18 protein-coding genes are annotated in these 20,706 nt (G+C 66.9%); 10 read left to right on the top strand and 8 right to left on the bottom strand.

What is annotated here, in order from left to right; all coding sequences use genetic code 11:
* Positions 1 to 45 precede the first annotated feature (45 nt).
* The 3 genes from A3ES_RS0135115 to A3ES_RS0135105 all read left to right on the top strand — a co-directional run bounded on the left by A3ES_RS0135115 (position 46) and on the right by A3ES_RS0135105 (position 2,453).
* Entirely contained in the window at positions 46 to 1,221 is a 1,176-nt protein-coding gene (locus tag A3ES_RS0135115) for an NAD-dependent formate dehydrogenase (protein WP_237745148.1), read from the top strand.
* 125 nt (positions 1,222 to 1,346) lie between these two features.
* A complete protein-coding gene (locus tag A3ES_RS54545) occupies positions 1,347 to 1,511 on the top strand; it encodes a hypothetical protein (protein WP_020391525.1) in 165 nt (54 codons plus the stop codon).
* 183 nt (positions 1,512 to 1,694) lie between these two features.
* Positions 1,695 to 2,453 (top strand): GntR family transcriptional regulator, encoded by a 759-nt coding sequence (locus A3ES_RS0135105; protein ID WP_020391524.1) that lies wholly within the window; start codon positions 1,695 to 1,697, stop codon positions 2,451 to 2,453.
* A 159-nt stretch (positions 2,454 to 2,612) separates the two neighbouring features.
* Here A3ES_RS0135105 and A3ES_RS49490 read toward each other — a convergent pair whose 3' ends face one another.
* The 6 genes from A3ES_RS49490 to A3ES_RS0135075 form a co-directional block, all read right to left on the bottom strand.
* Positions 2,613 to 3,602, bottom strand: a complete 990-nt coding sequence (locus tag A3ES_RS49490; protein WP_020391523.1) for a TerC family protein — start codon at positions 3,600 to 3,602, stop codon at positions 2,613 to 2,615.
* A 74-nt stretch (positions 3,603 to 3,676) separates the two neighbouring features.
* A complete protein-coding gene (locus A3ES_RS0135095) occupies positions 3,677 to 4,240 on the bottom strand; it encodes a hypothetical protein (protein WP_237745147.1) in 564 nt (187 codons plus the stop codon).
* A gap of 1 nt (position 4,241) precedes the next feature.
* Positions 4,242 to 5,741, bottom strand: a complete 1,500-nt coding sequence (locus tag A3ES_RS0135090) for an Nramp family divalent metal transporter (RefSeq protein ID WP_020391521.1) — start codon at positions 5,739 to 5,741, stop codon at positions 4,242 to 4,244.
* Positions 5,742 to 5,843: 102 nt separating this feature from the next.
* Positions 5,844 to 7,988, bottom strand: coding sequence for an acetate--CoA ligase family protein (locus tag A3ES_RS0135085; RefSeq protein WP_020391520.1), 2,145 nt, complete (start codon positions 7,986 to 7,988; stop codon positions 5,844 to 5,846).
* A 39-nt stretch (positions 7,989 to 8,027) separates the two neighbouring features.
* The gene (gene frc / locus A3ES_RS0135080) at positions 8,028 to 9,254 is read right to left on the bottom strand and encodes a formyl-CoA transferase (protein WP_020391519.1); all 1,227 of its coding nucleotides are present in this window, start codon (positions 9,252 to 9,254) and stop codon (positions 8,028 to 8,030) included.
* Positions 9,255 to 9,305: 51 nt separating this feature from the next.
* On the bottom strand, positions 9,306 to 10,991 hold the full coding sequence (locus A3ES_RS0135075) for a thiamine pyrophosphate-binding protein (protein ID WP_026163495.1): 1,686 nt from the start codon (positions 10,989 to 10,991) through the stop codon (positions 9,306 to 9,308).
* A 166-nt stretch (positions 10,992 to 11,157) separates the two neighbouring features.
* On the opposite strand from A3ES_RS0135075, the gene A3ES_RS54540 reads away from it, so the two are divergent.
* Complete coding sequence (locus A3ES_RS54540) at positions 11,158 to 11,442, top strand: hypothetical protein (RefSeq protein WP_157630907.1); 285 nt, start codon at positions 11,158 to 11,160, stop codon at positions 11,440 to 11,442.
* A gap of 511 nt (positions 11,443 to 11,953) precedes the next feature.
* On the opposite strand, the gene A3ES_RS0135060 is transcribed toward A3ES_RS54540, so the two are convergent.
* Positions 11,954 to 13,345, bottom strand: coding sequence for an OFA family MFS transporter (locus tag A3ES_RS0135060; protein WP_026163493.1), 1,392 nt, complete (start codon positions 13,343 to 13,345; stop codon positions 11,954 to 11,956).
* 140 nt (positions 13,346 to 13,485) lie between these two features.
* On the opposite strand from A3ES_RS0135060, the gene sucC reads away from it, so the two are divergent.
* From sucC to A3ES_RS0135045, 3 genes are read left to right on the top strand one after another with little or no spacing between them, the layout of a single operon-like run.
* Entirely contained in the window at positions 13,486 to 14,640 is a 1,155-nt protein-coding gene (gene sucC / locus A3ES_RS0135055) for an ADP-forming succinate--CoA ligase subunit beta (RefSeq protein ID WP_020391514.1), read from the top strand.
* 11 nt (positions 14,641 to 14,651) lie between these two features.
* Positions 14,652 to 15,542 carry a succinate--CoA ligase subunit alpha gene (sucD, locus tag A3ES_RS0135050; RefSeq protein WP_020391513.1) on the top strand — a complete coding sequence of 297 codons (891 nt, stop codon included), beginning with the start codon at positions 14,652 to 14,654 and terminating at the stop codon, positions 15,540 to 15,542.
* A 14-nt stretch (positions 15,543 to 15,556) separates the two neighbouring features.
* On the top strand, positions 15,557 to 16,432 hold the full coding sequence (locus tag A3ES_RS0135045; protein WP_020391512.1) for a 2-hydroxy-3-oxopropionate reductase: 876 nt from the start codon (positions 15,557 to 15,559) through the stop codon (positions 16,430 to 16,432).
* On the opposite strand, the gene A3ES_RS0135040 is transcribed toward A3ES_RS0135045, so the two are convergent.
* A complete protein-coding gene (locus A3ES_RS0135040) occupies positions 16,433 to 17,464 on the bottom strand; it encodes a LacI family DNA-binding transcriptional regulator (RefSeq protein ID WP_020391511.1) in 1,032 nt (343 codons plus the stop codon).
* Between the two features lie 98 nt (positions 17,465 to 17,562).
* On the opposite strand from A3ES_RS0135040, the gene A3ES_RS0135035 reads away from it, so the two are divergent.
* The 3 genes from A3ES_RS0135035 to A3ES_RS0135025 are packed head-to-tail and all read left to right on the top strand — an operon-like array spanning position 17,563 to position 20,706.
* Positions 17,563 to 18,429 carry a carbohydrate ABC transporter permease gene (locus tag A3ES_RS0135035; protein ID WP_020391510.1) on the top strand — a complete coding sequence of 289 codons (867 nt, stop codon included), beginning with the start codon at positions 17,563 to 17,565 and terminating at the stop codon, positions 18,427 to 18,429.
* Positions 18,426 to 19,286 carry a carbohydrate ABC transporter permease gene (locus A3ES_RS0135030; protein WP_020391509.1) on the top strand — a complete coding sequence of 287 codons (861 nt, stop codon included), beginning with the start codon at positions 18,426 to 18,428 and terminating at the stop codon, positions 19,284 to 19,286. The genes A3ES_RS0135035 and A3ES_RS0135030 overlap by 4 nt, the downstream gene beginning before the upstream one ends.
* A gap of 13 nt (positions 19,287 to 19,299) precedes the next feature.
* A complete protein-coding gene (locus A3ES_RS0135025) occupies positions 19,300 to 20,706 on the top strand; it encodes a ricin-type beta-trefoil lectin domain protein (RefSeq protein ID WP_020391508.1) in 1,407 nt (468 codons plus the stop codon).

Genomic DNA, 20,706 nt, shown 5'->3' with positions numbered 1-20,706 from the left:
CAGGCATCAGCGCGCACGGTTGAAGGACCGAAGACCCTTCAACCGTTGGAGTTGCCCATCATGGCCAAGGTCTTGTGTGTGCTGTACGACGACCCGAAGGACGGCTACCCCACGAGCTATGCGCGGGACGACATCCCGACCATCAGCTCCTACCCGGGCGGCCAGACCGCGCCGACTCCCAAGGCGATCGACTTCACCCCAGGCCACCTGCTCGGCAGCGTCTCCGGCGAACTCGGACTGCGCAGTTTCCTGGAGAGCCATGGCCACACGCTCGTCGTCACGTCCGACAAGGAAGGCGAGAACTCGGTCCTCGACCAGGAGCTGTCCGACACCGACGTGGTGATCTCGCAGCCGTTCTGGCCGGCGTACCTGACCGCGGAGCGGATCGCCAAGGCGCCGAACCTCAAGCTCGCGATCACCGCCGGCATCGGCTCGGACCACGTCGACCTGGACGCCGCGATCGCCCACCAGGTAACCGTTGCCGAGGTCACCTATTGCAACAGCATCAGCGTCGCCGAGCACGTGGTGATGATGATCCTCGGCCTGGTCCGCAACTATCTCCCGTCCCACCAGGTGGTGCTGGACGGCGGCTGGGACATCGCCGACTGCGTCTCGCGGTCGTACGACCTCGAAGGCATGCACGTCGGCACCGTCGCGGCCGGCCGGATCGGTCTGGCCGTACTGCGCCGGCTCGCGCCCTTCGACGTCAAGCTGCACTACACCGACCGGCACCGCCTGCCCGAGTCGATCGAGCGCGAGCTCAACCTCACCTTCCACCCCGACACCGCGAGCATGGTGCCGTACTGCGATGTCGTCACCGTCAACGCTCCCCTGCACCCCGAGACCGAGGGACTGTTCAACGACGACCTGATCGCCACGATGAAGCGCGGCACCTACCTGATCAACACCGCCCGCGCCAAGATCGCCGACCGGGACGCCATCGACCGCGCCCTGCGCAGCGGCCAGCTCGCCGGGTACGCCGGTGACGTCTGGTTCCCGCAGCCCGCACCGGCGGACCACCCGTGGCGGACCATGCCGCACCACGGCATGACCCCGCACATCTCCGGCTCGTCGCTGTCCGCCCAGACCCGGTACGCCGCCGGCACCCGGGAGATCCTCGAGTCGTTCTTCGCCGGTACGCCGATCCGCGACGAGTACCTGATCGTCGACGGCGGCCGATTGGCCGGTGCCGGCGCCCACTCGTACTCCACCAAGTCCTAGTGCCCTGTGTTGTAAGCGGGATCACGTCGCACGTAACCGGGATCACGTGAGATGCGGGCATAACCGGCGAGTACGGCTGGTTGAATGTATGCAGTAGCCAGTATTAGCGACTAGGAGAGGCAGAAATGATCTTCACCCGTAGGTTCGGCGCTCTGGCGGCCCGGCCGCAGTTCCCGGATGCACCGGAGCTGCAAAAGGAGCTGGACATCGACGTCGAGCTCCAGCAGCACGACGACAACCAGCACACCGATGGCGAGCGGCAGTCGGAGCGCGTGACCTCCGCCGCCTGATCAATAGACCCGATCGGTGCTCCGGACAGACGCGTTCAATCCGTGGCGGCGGACTCCCCGCGGGGCAGAATGCAGGATCCGGAGCACCGGGAGCAGGCCGATAAGAAGCGCAGTAGCCCTGGCACTTGGTAGACTGTCTACCAAGTGCCATTTGTTTCTCCACCACCAGCGGGGAAGGACCTCATGACGACAATCAGCGCGGGCCCGGATGCCACCTCCGACTCCCCCGGCGTCCGGCACGTCAAGCGCCCGACGCCGCTGCGTGAGTCGGTCTACGAGGCCCTCACCGAGATGATCATCGACGGCACGCTGGAGCGTGGCCGTCACCTCGTCGAGGTGGAGTTGGCCGGCATGCTCGGCGTCTCCCGTCAGCCGGTCCGGGAGGCTCTCCAGCGGCTCAACAACGAAGGCTGGGTGGATCTGCGGCCGGGCTTCGGCGCGATGGTGCACGTGCCTGCCGAGGACGAGGTGGATCAACTGCTGGCCGCCCGCGCCGCGCTCGAGTCCGAGTCCGCGCGACTGGCCGCCCGCAACCCCGACAAGGACGCCGTGGCGAAGCTCAAGGAGCTCTGCAAGGTCGGCGCGGGTCTGCAGGAGAGCGGCGACATCGACGGTGCCGTCCGGACCAACGCCGAGCTGCACGGGCTGATCACCGAGATGTCCGGGAATCGCTTCCTGGTCGACTTCGCCGGTCAGGTCGACCGCCGCGTGCGCTGGTACTACACGCCCGTCGCGCCGGTCCGTGGTGCCGCCTCCTGGCGTGAGCACACCCGGCTGGTGAAGGCGATCAGCGACGGCGACGAGGACAAGGCCGCGCAGATCATGCGCGAGCACACCGAGCACACCCGCAAGGCCTACCACGAACTCCAGGCCGGCGCCGCGCCCGAGCAGACACCGGTCGTCGAGAAGAAGCCCACCCGCCGCCGCCGCACCACAGACTGACCCACCCGTACTACGGGCTGCCGCGCCCGCAAGCAAGCGCCGCGCCCGAAGCTGACACCTTGAACACCAAACGGTGGCTGTGAACACCGCACACCTTGTTCACGGCCACCGTTTGGTGTTCAAGCCCACCACACGTGGGCTTGCACACCAAAGAGCTGATCACTCGGCGGGGACTTCTTCCGCTACGGGGACCGGCTCGTTCAGGGCGGCGCGGTCGTCGTGGCGGGACTTCAGCAGGCTGGCGACGGCGGTGATCGTGAGCGTGCCGAGGATGACCGACAGCGAAACGACGATCGGGATCTCCGGCGCCCAGCCGACGCCCTGGTGGTGCAGCGCCTCGAGGATGAGCTTCACGCCGATGAAGCCCAGCACGACGGACAGCCCGTAGGACAGGTAGACCAGCCGATCCAGCAAGCCGCCGATCAGGAAGAACAGCTGCCGCAACCCCATCAGCGCGAACGCGTTGGCGGTGAACACCAGGTACGCATGGTCGGTCAGCCCGAAGATCGCCGGGATCGAGTCGAGCGCGAAGAGCAGGTCCGTCGTACCGATCGCGATCATCACGATCAGCATCGGGGTCGCGAACCGGTTGCCGTCGACCTTCGTGGTCAGCTTCGCCTGGTGGTACTCCGCGGTCGTCGGCAGCACCTTGCGCACCTTGACCAGGACGATGTTCTCCTTGAACTCCTCTTCCTCCTTCGAGGTGGCCAGCTTCCACGCGGTGAAGATCAAGAAGGCGCCGAAGCCGAAGAAGATCCAGTTGAAGTGCGAGATCGCCTCAGCGCCGAGGGCGATGAAGATGCCGCGCATCACCAGGGCGAGCGCGACGCCGACCAGCAGCACCTTCTGCTGGTACTGCCGGGGGACGGCGAACCGGCCCATGATGATGATGAAGACGAACAGGTTGTCGACCGACAGCGAGTACTCCGTCAGCCAGCCGGCGAAGAACTCCCCACCGGACTGGCCCCCGGCCACCAGCGTCAGCCCGACGCCGAAGGCCAGCGCGATGCCGACGTAGAAGGTCACCCACAGGGTCGCCTCGCGCAGGGACGGTTCGTGCGGCTTCCGCGCCACGATCAGGAAGTCCAGCACCAGCAGGGCCAGCAGGGCGGCGATGGTGATGATCCACGCCGACATCGATACGTGCATGAGCTCCTCCGTTGGATATGCGGCCGCCCGCGGCTGTGGATGGACAGACGCGGGCGGCTGAGGGGCAGACTTTGCTAGGCGGTGCGTTCCCGCCTCTTCTTGGTGCGGTGCCGGTCGGTGGCTGCTTTGCGTTCGGCCAGCGAGTCGGCGAGTTCGACGTACTGCTTGACGACCCGCAGCGAGTACGGGTTGTGCTCCAGGATCCTCGGCCACCAGTGCCGGCCGAGTTGTTCGTGCATCCAGATGAACCCGATCGCGAACCCCATACTGAGCAGGGCCCGGAACGCGAGGAACTTCAACGGTTCCGCCGGCAGGCCCGGCGTACCGGCCACGGTCCATTCGGTGACCACCGAATGCACCAGCAGGGAGAGCGGGAACCCGATCACCCAGTAGACCGCCGCCGGGGCGAACACCCCGGCGGGGATCTTGCCGAGCGCCAGCAGTACGGCGTACCCGGCTCCGAACAGGGCGAGTGGGATCGCCAGGCCGAGGCCGGTCAGCAACGCCTCGCCGATGGGCCGGCCGACGAAAGCGGCCAACCCACCGGCGACGAGGCCGGCTGCGACTCCCACACTTGCGGCGGGCACGGAGAACTCCGCCAGCTGCCGAGCCTTCAGGCCATCCATTGACAGAGCCATGTCAGCCCACAACCACGCCGAAGCGAACCAGGCTGTAGAACAGCATGCCCAGATAGAACACCGCGCCGAAGCCGATGATCACGTTCCGGATCGGACCGGGCCGGATCGGTTTGGGCAGCAACTTGTTGTTCACCAGGAGCAACACGATGCAGTAGGCGCCCATCGCGAACGTGGACAGGAAGGCCAGGATGTCCAGGATCCCGGCCGGACCGTCGGCCGGCCCGAACAGCAGGATCAGGATGCCGAAGGTGATCACACCCCACAGGAACCCGGCGTACAGCCGCGACATCGAGAACCGCTTGGCGCCCGGGATGAAGTAGTACGTCATGTCCGCCTGGCCACGGGAGAACGAGTCGAACAGACCCAGCGTGGCGTTCAGGCCGATCAGCGCGATGAAAGCGAAGAACAGCGTGCCCAGGATCGGGCTGCCGGCCGAGGCGAAGGCATCCGACATGGCCTTCAGCGCAGCCTCCCGGTCACCGCCCTCGATCAGGTTCGCCACGTTCGGATTCTCCCGGGCCGCCGACATGGCCAGCACGGTGAAGGAGATCGTGACGAGCATCGTGATACCCCAGAAGAGCAGCAGCGCGTCGAAGGTGACCCACTTGCGCCACCCCTTCCACTTCTTCATCTCCTCAGGGTTCTCGGTGTCGAACATGTAGCCCCGCGACGGCATCGACTCCGCCTCGTCCGCCGACCGCAGTCCACGGATCTTCGGGATGTGGGCACCCATGCCGGCCCCGCTGTCGCGCAACTGCAGGGTGTACCACATCTGCTGCATACCGGACGGTCCGGCGAAGGCGATCGAGCCGACCAGGATCGGGAACCAGACATCCGACAACGCCTTGTCGGGCAGGAACCCGAACGCGAACATGCCGGAGATGGTCTGGGCCAGGTCGTCCCAGCTGCCGACGATCGCCGCGATGATCGAGGTACCGACCACCAGGAAGCCGATCAGGAAGCCGAGCAACTTCTCCAGGAAGTTGTAGATCACCGACAGCATGCTGAACAGCACCCCGACGAAGACCAGGGCGACACAGGCCGAAACCTGCCAGGGAATCCCCGATATCTCCTCGAACGCGGCCGCACCGGCCGACAGATGCCCTGGCCAGATGTAGATCAGGATGGCCGCGACGTAGAAGAACCACATCATCGGTTTGAACACCCGGGCCGCACCGAAGAAGATGCTCTCGCCGGTCGCCATCGCGTACCGCGCCATCTCCAGCAGCACGAACGCCTGCAGGGTGACACCGATCATGAACAGCCAGCGGATGTCCGGACCGAACACCAGGACGAGCCGGGGCCACATGTAGGACTCGCCCATGCCGACGCCCAGCGCGACCAGGAACACGGTCGGACCGAGGATGTGCAGAGAGGGCGGAGCCGGGGGCAGCGGCCGGATCGGCATCGGTTCGAGCCGGCCGGCCTTCCAGACCCGGTCGGTGACAGCTGCCGCCGCGGGCTCTTCGGGTACTTCTGAGGTCTTGCTTGTGACGTCCAAGGCGGACTCCTTAGATCGACGCCAGCTGACGAGACTTATCGCTCCCCCGTGCACTCCCCCCGGACCAAACGCATCACCGGCCTTCCGACTATAGGGGTGGGATCACGAACCGAGCGGACCCGCATTCCTGGCCCAGCGGTACTTGGCGCCGAGCACCTGGACCGGTGTCTCGGTGGTGTAGGGGTAGGCGACGATGCCGTGCTCGAACAGGTACTGGCTGGCTTCCTCGACCTCGACGTCACCGGACAGCGAGGCGACCACGGGCTTGTCGATGCCCTTGGCCCGATACTCCTCGACCACCTCGGAGACGAGCTTCGCGAACACCATCGGCGGCGTCACGATCGTGTGCCAGTAGCCCAGGATCAGCGCGTGGATCCGGTCGTCGGAGAGGCCGAGGGCAACCGTGTTGCGGTACGTCGACGGCGGCTCACCGCCGGTGATGTCGACCGGGTTGCCGGCGGCACCGAACGGCGGGATGAACTTCTTGAACGCCGCGTCGAGGTCCGGCGGGATCGTCATCAGCTGCAGCCCGTTGTCGACGCAGGCGTCCGACAGCAGGACACCCGAGCCACCGGCACCGGTGATGATGACGACGTTCTCGCCCTTCGGCGTCGGCAGCAGCGGGATGCCCCGGGCGTACTGGAGCATCTCGTTCAGCCCCGGCGCGCGGACCACGCCGCTCTGCCGCAGGATGTCGTCGTAGACCTTGTCGTTGCCGGCTAGCGCGCCCGTGTGCGAGCTCGCCGCCTTGGCGCCCATGGCGGTCCGGCCGGCCTTGAGCACCACGACCGGCTTCTTCTTCGACACCCGTGAGGCGGTCTCGGCGAAGGCCCGGCCGTCCTTCAGATCTTCCAGATGCATGGCGATCAGGTTGGTGTTGTCGTCCTGCTCGAAGAACGTCAGGAGGTCATCCTCGTCGATATCGGCCTTGTTGCCTACCCCAACGATCGCCGAGACGCCCATCCGGCTGGACCGGCTGAAGCCCAGGATCGCCATCCCGATGCCTCCGCTCTGTGACGACAGCGCCACGCTGCCCTTGACGTCGTACGGCGTACAGAACGTCGCGCAGAGGTTCTCCGGCAGGTAGTAGTAGCCGTAGATGTTGGGGCCGAGGATCCGGACCTTGTGCTTCTTCGCGATCGCGACGACCTCGTCCTGCAACTCCTGCTCACCGGTCTCGGCGAAGCCGGACGGGATCAGGATCGCCCCGGCCACCCCCTTCTGACCGCACTGCTCGAGCGCTCCGCCGACGAACTTGGCCGGTACGGCGAACACCGCGACATCCACGTCGCCTGGGACGTCGGTGATACTCGGGAAGGCCTTCAGCCCGAGGACCTCGCCGCCCTTGGGGTTGATCGGGTAGATGTCACCCTTGTAGCCCCCGTTGACGAGGTTCTTCATCACCGAGTTGCCGATCTTGCCGTCCTCGTTCGAGGCACCGATCACGGCCACCGCACGCGGCTTCATGATCCGGGTCATCGCGGTCAGGATCTCGTCCTGGCTGTAGCGCTCGACCGGCTGGCCGGCCTCCGCGTCCACGATGATCCGGAAGTCCACCGCGGTGGCGCCGTCCGGACCGGCCAGTACCGGGTTCAGGTCGACCTCGGCGAACTGCGGGAAGTCCTCGACCAGGTCGGACAGCTTGCTGATGATGGCCGCGATCGCGTCCTTGTCGACCGGCTTGGAGCCACGGACGCCGTTCAGCATCTCGTGCGCGCCGATCCCGTCGACCATCGAGCGAGCCTCTTCGGGCGAGGTCGGCGCGAGCCGGAAGGTGACGTCCTTGAGTACCTCGACCAGGACGCCACCGAGACCGAAGGCGACGATCTTGCCGAAGGTCTCGTCGGTGACCGCGCCGACGATCACCTCCTGCACATCACCGCCGGTGACCAGCATCTTCTGCACCTGCACACCGGTGATGTCCGCGTCGGCCTTGTACGTCTTCGCGTTAGCGACGATCTGCTGGTACGCCGTGACCGCGGCCTCGGCGTTGTCGACGCCGACCACCACGCCACCCGCCTCGGTCTTGTGCAGGATGTCCGGCGAAACGATCTTCAGCACGACCGGGAAGCCGATCTCGGCCGCCAGACCGGCAGCCCCCTCGGCAGTCGTGGCCAGCCCCTCACCCGGGGTCGGGATGCCGTACGCGTCCGCGACCAGTTTGGCCTCGGGTGCGCTCAGCGAGGTGCGGCCTTCCGCCAGAGCCTGATCGAGGATGGTCTGGACAGCTGCCTTGTCATAAGTCATGCCTGAAGCTCCTCAGAAGCGTGGTTGTGGGTCGTACTCTCAGACGACGCCGGCGGCCTTGAGTTCTTCCAGCTCGGCCGTGTCGATGCCGAGCCCGCCGTAGATGGTGGAGTTGTGTTCGCCGAGCCCCGGTGAGGTCTCCACCTGGACCGGCGAGTCGGACAGCTTGATCGGGCAGCCGACGGTCTTGAACGTGCCGCGTTGCGGGTGCTTCACCTCGACGACGGCGCCCAGCTCGGCCAGCGTCTCGTCCTCGATCAGTTCCTTGGTGGACAGGATCGGGCCGCACGGCACGTTCAGCGCGTTCAGCTTCTCCATCACCTCGAACTTGGTGTGCTGCTCGGTCCAGGTCTCGATCAGCGCGAACATCTTGTCCAGCTTGTCGAGCCGGGCGGCCGGCGTACTCCAGTCCGGGTCCTCGGCGAGCTCGGGCTTGCCGATCAGGTTCGCGATCGGGGCCCAGCCCGGGGGCTGGACGATCACGTAGATGTAGTCGTTCGGGCCGCCGGGTGCGGTACGGACCGCCCAGCCGGGCTGGCCGCCGCCGGAGGCGTTGCCGGACCGCGGGACCTCGTCGCCGAAGTTGTCGTTCGGGTACTCCTTCAGCGGGCCGTGCGCGAGCCGCTGCTGGTCACGCAGCTTGACCCGGCTGAGGTTCAGTACGGCTTCCTGCATCGCGACGCTGACCCGCTGACCCTTGCCGGTGGCAACACGCTGGTACAGGGCGGCGAGAATGCCGGCGACCAGGTGGATGCCGGTTCCCGAGTCACCGATCTGAGCTCCGGTGGCGATCGGCGGGCCGTCCTCGAACCCGGTCGTGCTCATCGCGCCGCCCATCGCCTGGGCGACCACCTCGTAGGCCTTGAAGTCCTCGTAGCGGCCCGGGCCGAAGCCCTTGATCGACGCGTAGATCAGCGCGGGGTTGAGCAGCTGGAGCCGGTCCCAGGTGAAGCCCATCCGGTCGATCGCGCCGGGCGCGAAATTCTCCACCAGGATGTCGGAGTTCTTCACCAGGTCGGTGAAGATCTCCTTGCCCCGCTCGGACTTCATGTTCAAGGTGATGCTGCGCTTGTTGCAGTTCAGCATCGTGAAGTAGAGGCTGTCGACTCCCGCCAGGTCGCGCAGCTGCTGGCGGGTGATGTCACCGGTGGGCGCTTCGAGCTTCACGACGTCAGCGCCGAGCCAGGCGAGAATCTGGGTGCAGGACGGTCCCGACTGCACGTGGGTCATGTCGAGTACGCGAACGCCTTCAAGGGCCTTGCCCATAGTGGTCCTCCAGTACTGGCCGGCTGCGCAAGGCGGCCGGCCACGTGATCGCTACTTGTACATGGTCTGGTTCATCGTTCCGGGCGCGTACGCGTCCGGGTCGACCCACACGTTGATCAGCGAGGGCAGCCCCGACTCACGGGCCCGCTGCATGGCCGGCCCGATGTCCTTGGGATCGCGGACCTCCTCGCCGTAGCCGCCGAGCATCTTGGCGAACTGGTCGTACTTGACGTCGCCGAGCGTGTTGCCGATCCGGCCCCGGTCGTGCCCGTACTTCGCTTCCTGGCCGTACCGGATCTGGTTCATCGACGAGTTGTTGCCGACGACACCTACGAAGGGCAGCTTGAACCGGACCAGCGTCTCGAAGTCCCAGCCGGTCAGCGAGAAGGCGCCGTCACCGAACAGCGCGACGACCTCCTTGTCCGGCCGGGCGTACTTGGCCGCCATCACGAACGGGATGCCGACGCCGATGGTGCCGAGCGGGCCCGGGTCCATCCAGTGGCCGGGCGACTTGGGCTGTACTACGCCGCCGGAGAAGGTGACGATGTCGCCGCCGTCGCCGATGTAGATCGAGTCCTCGGTGAGGAACTCGTTGATCTCGTGCGCGAGCCGCAGCGGGTGGATCGGGTTGGCGTCCGACAGCTGCCGCGGCAGCCGCTTCTGGTACGCCGCGTCCTCCTCGGCCCGCAACTCGCTGAACCACGCCTTGCGGTCGCCGGCCTTGGCGATCCGGCCCGACGACGCCTGGGTCACCGCGGCCAGGATGGCACCCGGGTCGCCGACCAGGCCGAGGTCGATGTCGCGGTTCTTGCCGACCGTGCGGTAGTCCATGTCGATCTGGACGACGGTGGCGCCCTTCGGCAACCGGCGGCCGTAGCCCATCCGGAAGTCGAACGGCGTACCGACGATCAGGATCAGGTCGGCGTTGTTGAACCCGTACCGCCGGGACAGGTGGAAGTGGTGCGGGTCGCCGGGCGGCAGGGTGCCGCGAGCCGAGCCGTTCATATACGCCGGGATGTTGAGCTGCCGGACGAAGTCGATCGCCGCGTCGCTGCCACGCGCGGTCCATACCTGGGTGCCGAGCAGGACGACCGGCTTCTCGGCGCGGGCCAGCAGATCGGCCAGTGCTTCGATGTTCGCCGGGTCGCCGATGCTCTTGGTGGACGCCCGGTAGCGGCCGGCTTCCGGGACGACCGCGGACTCCACCGGGACGGAGTTGTCCAGGATGTCGCGCGGGATCTCCAGGAAGGACGGGCCGGGAGCGCCGTTGTAGCACTCGCGGAACGCCATCGAGACCATGTCGGCCACTCGCGCGGTGTGCGGCACGGTGGCGGCGAACTTGGTGATCGGCGTCATCATGTCGACGTGCGGCAGGTCCTGCAGCGACCCCATCTTGTGCTGGTTCAGCGCGCCCTGGCCGCCGATCAGCAGCATCGGGCTCTCGGCCCGGAACGCGTTGGCGACGCCGGTGACGGCGTCGGTGGTACCCGGGCCGGCGGTGACGACAGCGCAACCGGGCTTGCCGGTCATCCGGGCGTAGCCGTCCGCGGCGTGCGCCGCGACCTGCTCGTGCCGGACGTCGACGACAGCGATGCCCTCGTCGACACAGCCGTCGTAGATGTCGATGATGTGGCCGCCACAGAGGGTGAAGATCACATCGATTCCCTCGGCCTTGAGGGCCTTGGCCACCAGATGCCCGCCCGAGATCGTGGCGGTACTCGGTTCCGGCTCGGTCACCTGCGTAACCGCGTTTGATTCCGACACTGTTTGCGCCATCTGTGCAGTCATCTCCTCGGAGGAAGGCCGTTCTGGAATATCAGCCTGTAGATTGCATACCGTATGTGGTAGTCGTAGTCATATCGCATTGCCGATCCCGTTGTCCAGTGCTCAGCAGGGAGTTGCCATGACGATCCATGACGAACTCGGTCAGACCCGCCGTGCGGTCCAGAACCTCGAGAAAGCCCTTGCGGGGTTGCGGAATCAGCTCGGTCCGCACCTCGACGTACTGCGCCTGCTCGACGACGTGGCGAGGTGCTCGAGCGACCTGCGGCGGCTCGAGGAACAGGTCGGCGCCCCGCGCCGGCACGAGCTGGTAGTGATCCCTGACGACGATTACGACCATGTTCTTTGGGCCACTGGCGACGCGGACCACGAAGGGTTGGGCGCACCAGGCCGCCGAGCCCCCTGAACCGCCAAACACTGTTTCAGCAACTGCCGAAGCCGTACGTCGTCCGCCGCTCGCGCGGTGACGGCGACGGCTTCGGCCGCTTGTTCGGTGGCCACGAAGTTGCGATAGAACGGCTCACTCAGAGCGACCCGGCCCAGCACGGGGAGCCACCAGCAGGCCATCCCGGCCGGCTGCGGGTCAGACCCGAGCAGGTAGAGCGCCGTCTGATGCGCATTTGCCAAGCGCTCTAGTTCGTCCTTCGCCAGCTCCCCCGTGGTCGCGAGAGCCGTTGACACACAGAGCGCGACCAGCCGAGCCGAGCCTTCGAACCCAGCCCTGGCGGTCTCCAGGAAGGCCGGCGCCAGCGGTATGAGAGCCCGCCGCCCGGCCTTCGTACTGTGGTCGTGGACCATCCGGGCGATCGAGCCGAGGACGGGATGCACGCACGTCGGGCGATCCGTCCAAGGCTCTCGCGCCAGCTTGGAGACGACTTCCAGCACACACGGATCGGGCCGCGCCACCCGACCGTAAGTCACTCGCCCGGCCGCACTATTCCAGCGACGGGCGTGCCTAGCTGAGGTCGGACAGGTAGTGAAGGCCTGCCCGGCTGCTTCAGGAAGCGGACGCTCAACGCCGTCACAAGTCCGAGGAAGCCTGCTCCGAGGAACACCGGTCGATAGCCGATCGCCTCGACCAAACTGGCCGTCACTCCGATGCCGACGAGACCACCGACGGCCTTGGCGGAGTACAGGATCGCCTGGTTCTGCAGCAGGCTGTTCTCGCCGAAGAACTCCAGCACCAGGTTCGCCATGATCGCGTAGAACGCGCCGCCGCCGAGTCCGGCGAACATCGCGCAGAACACGAACGCCCAGCCCGCGCCGGACTCGCCCGCCAGCACGAGTCCGACATGAGCGAGCCCTTCGATCATCAGTACTGCGGCCAGCACCCGGCGACGGCCGAACTGGTCCGACAGGTGGCCGGCGAAGGAGCGGCCAAGACCGTTGACTGCGGCAAGCATTCCGGCCGCGAAGCCGGCGACGGCCAGCCCGAGCTGCGCCTGCATCGCGTAGCTGACGACGAAGGCGATGCCGAACAACGACAGCGCAGTACAGAGTGCGAGCGTCAGCCACATCAGCGGCAGTGCGCCAGTGCGCATCGCCTCGCCCGGGCGGTAGTGCCGGGCGGCTGGGATGTTGTTCGGGATGCTGCGGTTGAGTTTGCGGTCGACGGCCCACGCCTGCGCATCGAGCTCGGCGGGCCACCAGTGCCGCGGCGGATCCTTCAGGACGCCGCCGGCCGTCATCACGACCAGCAGCGCCACTGCAGCCGCGAGGTCAAAGACCAGCCGTTGACCGCTGGAGGAGTTGAAGATCGTCAGCAACGCGATGCTCGGCACCGCACCGACGGCGAATCCCCCGGTCACGAACCCGATCGTGGCGACCCGCTTGTCAGGGAACCAGCGAGCTGCCGTCGTGATGCAGGCGGCGTACACCAGACCGGCGCCGGTCCCGCCGATCAACGCGTAACCGAACACCACAGCGGCGAAGCTGTCGGCGTGCGCCAACGTCGCCAGACCAGCAGCAGCAAACATGCCACCCAGTACTACGAGTTGCGTCGGCGAGGCCCGGCGTACGCGCTGGAGCCAGGCCGCTGGGATCGCGACCAGCGCTTGGCAGGCGACGAACACGGCCAGCAGCCACATCGTCTGGACCGGCCCCCAACCGCGACTGGACTGTAGGTCGAGCGCGGCCGCGCCGAAGGAGTACTGCAGCGGGCTGATCGCGACCATGCAGGCCCAGGCAGCCCAGAGTTGCCACCGCCGTGGGTGGCCGGTGAGCTCCTGGGCGTCTTCGCCGATGCGGTACCGGCGGCCGTACACGTCGCGCACGTCCCGTGGAGGCGTGCTGGTGGATACATCATTCATTAGATCCGCCTCCTGACTACTGCATACCGTATGGGACTTTGGTACTCCTCTGCGCTACTGCTTGTCCAGAGTTGAGAGGGTCTTGTGACAAAAGTGCATACAGCATACAGTCGTCAGCACGCTCACCGAGGAGGACTTCTGTGGATCTGATGGAGTACCAAGCCAAAGAACTCTTCGCCCGCCACAAGGTGCCCGTCACGCTCGGCCGGGTGGTCGAAGACGCGGCCGACGCCGCGGCGGCTGCCGAAGAGCTGGGTGGCCGGGTGGTGGTCAAGGCTCAGGTGAAGGCCGGCGGCCGGGGCAAGGCAGGTGGCGTCAAGCTGGCCGCTACTCCGGCCGAGGCGACCGAGCGCGCCGGCGACATCCTCGGCATGGACATCAAGGGCCACACCGTCCGCCGGGTGCTGCTCGCGCCTGCCGCGGACATCGCCGAGGAGTACTACTTCTCCTTCCTGGTGGACCGGGCCAACCGCAACTACCTGTGCATCGCGAGCACCGAGGGCGGCGTCGAGATCGAGGAGGTCGCGCACAGCAATCCCGACGCGATCGCGAAGGTCTCTATCGACCCGGCGACCGGCGTTGACGAAGCGAAGGCGGCCGAGATCGTCGCCGCCGCTGGCTTCCCCGCCGAGGCGGCGTCCGTAGTACAGGCGTTGTGGGAGGTGTTCATCGCGGAAGACGCGTCACTGGTCGAGGTGAACCCACTGGTGAAACTGGCGGACGGTTCGCTGGAGGCGCTCGATGGCAAGGTCACGCTGGACGAGAACGCTGGGTACCGGCATCCGGATCACGCAGCCTTCGACGACAAGGCTGCCGCGGATCCACTGGAGGCCGCGGCCCAGGAGAAGGGTCTCAACTACGTCAAGCTCGACGGCTCGGTCGGCATCATCGGCAATGGTGCGGGGCTTGTCATGTCGACGCTCGACGTCGTCGCGTACGCCGGTGAGGCGCACGGCGGGGTCAAGCCGGCCAACTTCCTCGACATCGGTGGCGGCGCGTCAGCCGAGGTGATGAAGAACGGGCTGAGCATCATCCTCGGCGACCCGCAGGTACGCAGCGTGTTCGTGAACGTGTTCGGCGGCATCACCGCCTGCGACGCCGTCTCCAACGGCATCGTGCAGGCGCTCGAACTGCTCGGCGCCCAGGCGAACAAGCCGCTCGTGGTCCGGCTGGACGGCAACAACGTGGACGAGGGCCGCCGGATCCTCGCGAAGGCGAACCACCCGCTGGTGACGGTGGTCGACACCATGGACGGCGCCGCTGACCGCGCCGCCGAGCTGGCCGCGACGGCCTGAGGAGAACTGACATGGCTATCTTCCTGACGGACAAGAGCAGAGTCGTCGTCCAGGGCATGACCGGGTCGGAGGGGCAGAAGCACACCTCCCGGATGCTTGCCGCGGGCACCAACATCGTCGGCGGCGTGACGCCCGGCAAGGGCGGCCAGTCGGTCGACTTCGCCAGGCGGTCGATCCCGGTCTACGGCTCGTGTGCCGACGCGGTGAAGTCCACCGGCGCGGATGTCTCGATCGTCTTCGTCCCGCCTCGCTTCACCAAAGGTGCGGTGATCGAGGCGGTCGACGCCGGGATCCCCTTGGTCGTGGTGATCACCGAAGGCGTACCGGTGCACGACACCGCGGCGTTCTTCGCGCACGCCCAGGCGGCCGGCACCCGGATCATCGGGCCCAACTCCCCCGGCCTGATCAGCCCCGGCCAGGCGAACGCCGGCATCATCCCGGCCGACATCGCCGGTCCCGGCCGGATCGGGCTGGTGTCGAAGTCGGGCACGCTGACCTACCAGATGATGTACGAGCTGCGGGAGTACGGCTTCACGACGGCGATCGGGATCGGTGGCGACCCGATCATCGGGACGACGCACATCGACGCACTGCGGGCCTTCCAGGACGACCCCGACACCGAGGCGATCGTGATGATCGGCGAGATCGGCGGTGACGCCGAGGAGCGCGCTGCGGCGTTCATCAAGGAGTACGTGACCAAGCCCGTCGTCGGCTATGTCGCCGGCTTCACCGCTCCCGAGGGCAAGACGATGGGCCACGCCGGCGCGATCGTGTCCGGCTCGTCCGGTACTGCGGTCGCCAAGCAGCAGGCGCTCGAGGCGGTCGGCGTGAAGGTCGGCAAGACGCCGAGCGAAGCGGCCCGGCTGATGCGCGAGGCGCTCGAACAACTCCTCGTCCACTAGAAAGGCTTTGCACCGTGGCGAAAATCGGATTCATCGGGCTCGGCATCATGGGCTCGCACATGGCCGCGAACCTGATCCGGGCCGGCCACGAGATCACCGGGTACGACGTCGTGCCCGCCTCCGTCGAGAAGCTGCTGCAGGCCGGCGGTAAACCCGCGCCGAACATCACCGAGGCGGTGTCCGGCGCGGAGGTGGTGATCACGATGCTGCCCGACTCGCCCCAGGTGGCCGAGGTGGTCCTCGGGCCGAGCGGGGTGCTCGAGGCAACGACATCCGGCGTACTCCTGATCGACATGAGTTCGATCGCCCCGGAGACCTCGCTGGACGTCGCCGCGGCCGGCGCGCAGCGCGGAGTACGGGTGCTGGATGCTCCGGTGAGTGGTGGTGAGCAAGGGGCCATCAAGGCGTCATTGTCGATCATGGTCGGTGGCGCCACCGAGGACTTCGCGGCGGCCAAGCCGATCTTCGAGGACCTGGGGCGGACCATCGTGCATGTCGGCGGGCATGGCGCGGGCCAGACGGTGAAGGCGGCCAACCAGTTGATGGTGGCCGGCATCATCAGCCTGGTCGCCGAGGCCATCGTGTTGCTCGAGGCCTCGGGTGTCGACGGCGAACGCGGCCTCGAAGTACTGGCCGGTGGGCTGGCCGGCAACCGCATCCTCGACCTGAAGTCGGCCTCGATGCTGGCCCGCCAGTTCGAGCCCGGCTTCCGGATCGACCTGCACCACAAGGACATGGGCATCGCCCTCGCCTCGGCCCGCAGCGCCGGGGTCTCGCTACCGGTCACCGGCGTGGTCGCTCAGTTGGTCGCCGCGGCCCGTGCCCAGGGCAACGGATCTCTCGACCACTCCGCCCTGCTCAAGGTCGTCGAGCAGCTGTCTGGCCGCTGATCAGGGTCGCGGCGGAGCGGTACTGGCCCGCACCACCAGCTCGGTGCCTACGGCAACGGGCTGGTGGTGGTGCTCGCCCGCCTGGATCTCCTCGACCAGCGCGTCGACGCTGCGGCGGGCGACTTCGCCGAAGAACTGCCGGATCGTCGTCAGCGGCGGCCAGAACTGCGCGGCTTCCTCCATGTCGTCGAAGCCCACCACGCTGACGTTGCCGGGAACGGCCCGGCCGCACTCGTGCAAGGCTCGCAGCAGGCCGAGGGCCATCTGGTCGTTGGCCGCGAAGACCGCCGTGACGTCGGGATCGGCGGCGAGCCGGCGGCCGGCGTCGTACCCGGAGCCGGCCGTCCAGTCACCGGTCAGTACGGGTGGTACCGGGCAGCCGCGATCGATCAGGGTCTGCCGCCACGATCGCAGTCGGCGCGAGGCGGCATAGGAGTCCTCCGGTCCGCCTAGGTGCCAGACCGTTTGGTGCCCGAGGTCGAGCAGGTGCTCGGTCGCGAGCCGGGCACCCTGGGCCTGGTCGGTGTCGACGACCGGGTAGTCGAGGTCGGCGTTCGAGTCGATCACCACGACCGGCATCCCCTCGGGCATCCGGACGTCGGCCTCGTCGAGCCGGTGCGCCTCGATCAGGATGATGACCCCGTCCACAGCCTGCGCACCGAGCCGGTCGAAGGCCCCCGCCAGCGCGCTCTGGGTGGCGTCCGGTACCGGGATCAGGTTGACGGCGTACCCGCTGGCCGTCGCGGCGGTCGCGACGGCGTCGAGGGTCCGCGTGTTGCCGAAGCTCGAGAGGCCGAAGACGATCACGCCGATGCTGCGGGACTGCCCGTTGCGCAACGCGCGCGCCGCGCTGTTCGGCCGGTAGCCGACCTCGCGCATCGCGGCCAGCACCCGGTCCCGGGTCGCCGCGTCGACGTTGTGCCGCCCGTTCGCGACCCGGGAAACGGTCTGCCCGGAAACCCCCGCCAACTGGGCCACGTCAGCCATCGACGGCCCGCGCCGACGCCGTACCGGCGTCTCGTCCGCTGTCATCGGCACTCCCCTCTCCCGCTGAACTATAGACATGTTGACGTAAACACGCTAGCTTCCCGGTCAGAAATGTTGACGTAAACATCGGAGGCAGTGGGCAGATGCACCGAGATACCAAGGGATGGCTCTTCGTCGGGCCGTTCCTCGCCGTTTTCGCGCTGACGTTCCTGGCGCCGATCGGGTACGCGATCTACCTGAGTCTGTTCCGGGACCAGGCGTTCTTCGGCGGCACCGTGTTCGTCGGGCTGGACAACTACGTCGACGTGATCCGGGACCCGAAGTTCTGGGAGTCCTTCGGCCGGGTGCTGGCGTTCCTGGTCGTCCAGGTGCCGGTGATGCTCATCCTCGCCCTGCTGGCCGCGCTCGCGATCGACAGCGCCCGGCTGCACGCGGCGAGCTTCTTCCGGATCGTGATCTTCCTGCCGTACGCCGTACCGGGTGTGGTCGCCGTCTTGATGTGGGGCTTCATCTACGGCAACAACTTCGGGCTGGCCGCCGACCTGAACGACCTGTTCAACACGACGTCGATCCAGCCGCTCAGCGGACGCTGGATGCTCCCGTCGATCGCGAACATCGTCACCTGGGAGTTCGTCGGCTACAACATGCTGATCTTCTACTCGGCCCTGCGCACCGTGCCCGAGGAGTTGTACGAAGCGGCAGCGATCGACGGCGCGGGCACGGTCCGGACGATCCGGGCGGTCAAGCTGCCGGCCCTGCGCGGCGCCATCGTGATCGCCACCATCTTCTCGATCATCGGCAGCTTCCAGCTCTTCAACGAGCCGAACATCCTGCGCACGCTGGCGCCGAACGTGATCACCACCTACTTCACACCGAACATGTACGCCTACAACCTGTCCTTCGCTGGTCAGCAGTTCAACTACTCCGCCACGGTCGCCATCGTGATGGGCGTCATCACCGCCATCATCGCGTACGTCGTCCAGCTGCGCGGATCGCGGGAGGCTCTGTGAGTACCACGTCGCCGTTGCGGCCGAAGCGTTCGCCGCTGCTGACCGGCCTGATGCTGTTGTATCTCGTGTACACATTGGTCCCGCTGGTCTGGTTGTTGCTCAGCGCAACCAAGACGCAGAGCGACCTGGTGTCCAGTCCGGGCCTCTGGTTCGGTGACAAGTTCGCGTTGTTCGCCAACATCCGCGACACGCTGACCTACGACAACGGCATCTTCCTTCGCTGGCTCGGCAACACGGTGCTGTACGTCGTTGTGGGTGCGGGCGGTGCGACCCTGCTCGCCACGGCGGCCGGCTACGGTCTGGCGAAGTACAAGTTCGCCGGGCGGCGAGCCGTCTTCGCCGTACTGCTGGGTGCCGTCGCCATCCCGGGGACCGCGCTCGCCGTACCGACGTTCCTGATGTTCTCCAACCTGGGGCTGACGAACACCATCTGGGCGATCATCATCCCGTCCCTGATCAGCCCGTTCGGGCTTTATCTGATGTGGGTCTACGCGACGGATGCCGTTCCGTACGACCTGCTCGAGGCGGCCCGGATCGACGGCGCCGGTGAGGTCCGGATCTTCTTCACCGTCGCGCTGCGGCTGCTGGCGCCGGGCATCGTCACGACCTTGTTGTTCGCGGTGGTGTCGACCTGGAACAACTACTTCCTGCCGCTGATCATGCTCAGCAAGCCGAATCTCTACCCGCTCACCGTCGGGCTCACTCAATGGAGCAACCAGGCGACCGGTGTCGGCGCACGACCCATCTACAACCTGGTGATCACGGGGTCATTGCTGACCATCGTGCCTCTCGTCGTCGCTTTCCTCCTGCTGCAGCGGTTCTGGCAGTCGGGTCTGACCGCGGGTGGCGTCAAATAGTGAAGGGAATCGAATGAATCGCGCACTCTGGCGGAACGCCGCCGCCGCGCTGGTCCTGGTGACCGGCGGGCTGGCCGCCTTACCCGCCTCATCGGCCACCGCCTCCTCCGTGAACACGAGCGATTTCCGTGGCGTGAACTGGGCGGATCCCCGCGACAACTACGCCGCGGACGAAGTCGTGCCGTCCGGTCTCAGCAAGACAGACAACTACGCGACGACGTACCGCAAGGCCACTGGCATCGTGCAGGAGTTCCGCACCGAACTGAAGGCCAACACGATCCGGCTGCCGATCAACCCGTCGAGCGTCGGCACCGATTGGTGGCGCTCCTACCAGGCCGCGATCGACGCCTCCACCGCCAACGGCTACAAGGTGATCCTCAGCTACTGGGAAGCCAACAACGCCAAGGACGGCCGGGTCGACGACCCGACCGCCTACGCCGCCATGTGGGACACGGTGGTGAAGAAGTACGGCAAGAACCCCAAGGTGTACTTCGAGCCGATGAACGAGCCGTTCGGCTACTCCCTCGACGAGTGGGTCGGTGTCACGACTTCCTGGCTCGCCCGGCACCGGGACGTACCGCGCGGCCGGGTCGTCATCTCCGGCACGGGGTACAACGACAACGTGACCGGCGTCGGCGCGGTTGCCGCGCTGAAGGGAACCCTGCTGTCGCTGCACTTCTACGGCTTCTGGGACGACGCGACCACCGAGGCGGAGTGGCTCGAGAACCTGCGGCCGCGCATCGGTCAGTACGGCTGGCGCACGATCATCGACGAGGCCGGCTCGCCGATGACCATCGGCCTGAACTACGGCAACCACGAGGGCAACGTCTCCACCGCGTACTTCGGTGCGCTCACCCAGGTCGCCCGCGAGCAGAAGATGGGCGTCGTCTACTGGCCCGGCCTGCGCGACGGTGACTCCTACTCGATGACGACCCGGGTCAGCGAGCGCGACCTGGAAGTCAACAGTGCAAGCGGTTTGGCGCAACTGCAGTGGGGCTGGGGGCTGCTCAAGAAGGAGCCGGTCAACGATCTGCCGCCCGCCCCGCCGGGCGAAGGACTGCGCGGAGTCGCCAGCGGCCGCTGCCTCGACGTACCGGGTTTCTCCACCACCAACGGCACTGCCCTGGACCTCTGGGACTGCAACGGTGGCGGCAACCAGTCCTGGAACCGGACGGCCGAGAAGCAACTGACGGTGTACAGCAACAAGTGCCTGACCATCGGCGGAGCCGGCGCCGGGAGCCCGGCGATCATCGACGCGTGCACCGGCGCACCCAACCAGGCTTGGGAAATCAACGCGGACAAGACCATCAGCAGTATCGGCCAGCCGGGGCTCTGCCTCGAAGCAGCCGGCACCGGTAACGGCAGCGCGGTCATCGTCGCGATCTGCAACGGCCAAAGCAACCAGCAGTGGGAACAGTGA

Origin of the sequence: Kribbella catacumbae DSM 19601 (assembly GCF_000372465.1) — a bacterium.
GTDB classification, from domain to species: domain Bacteria; phylum Actinomycetota; class Actinomycetes; order Propionibacteriales; family Kribbellaceae; genus Kribbella; species Kribbella catacumbae.
This window is presented reverse-complemented; position numbering and strand designations above follow the sequence as displayed.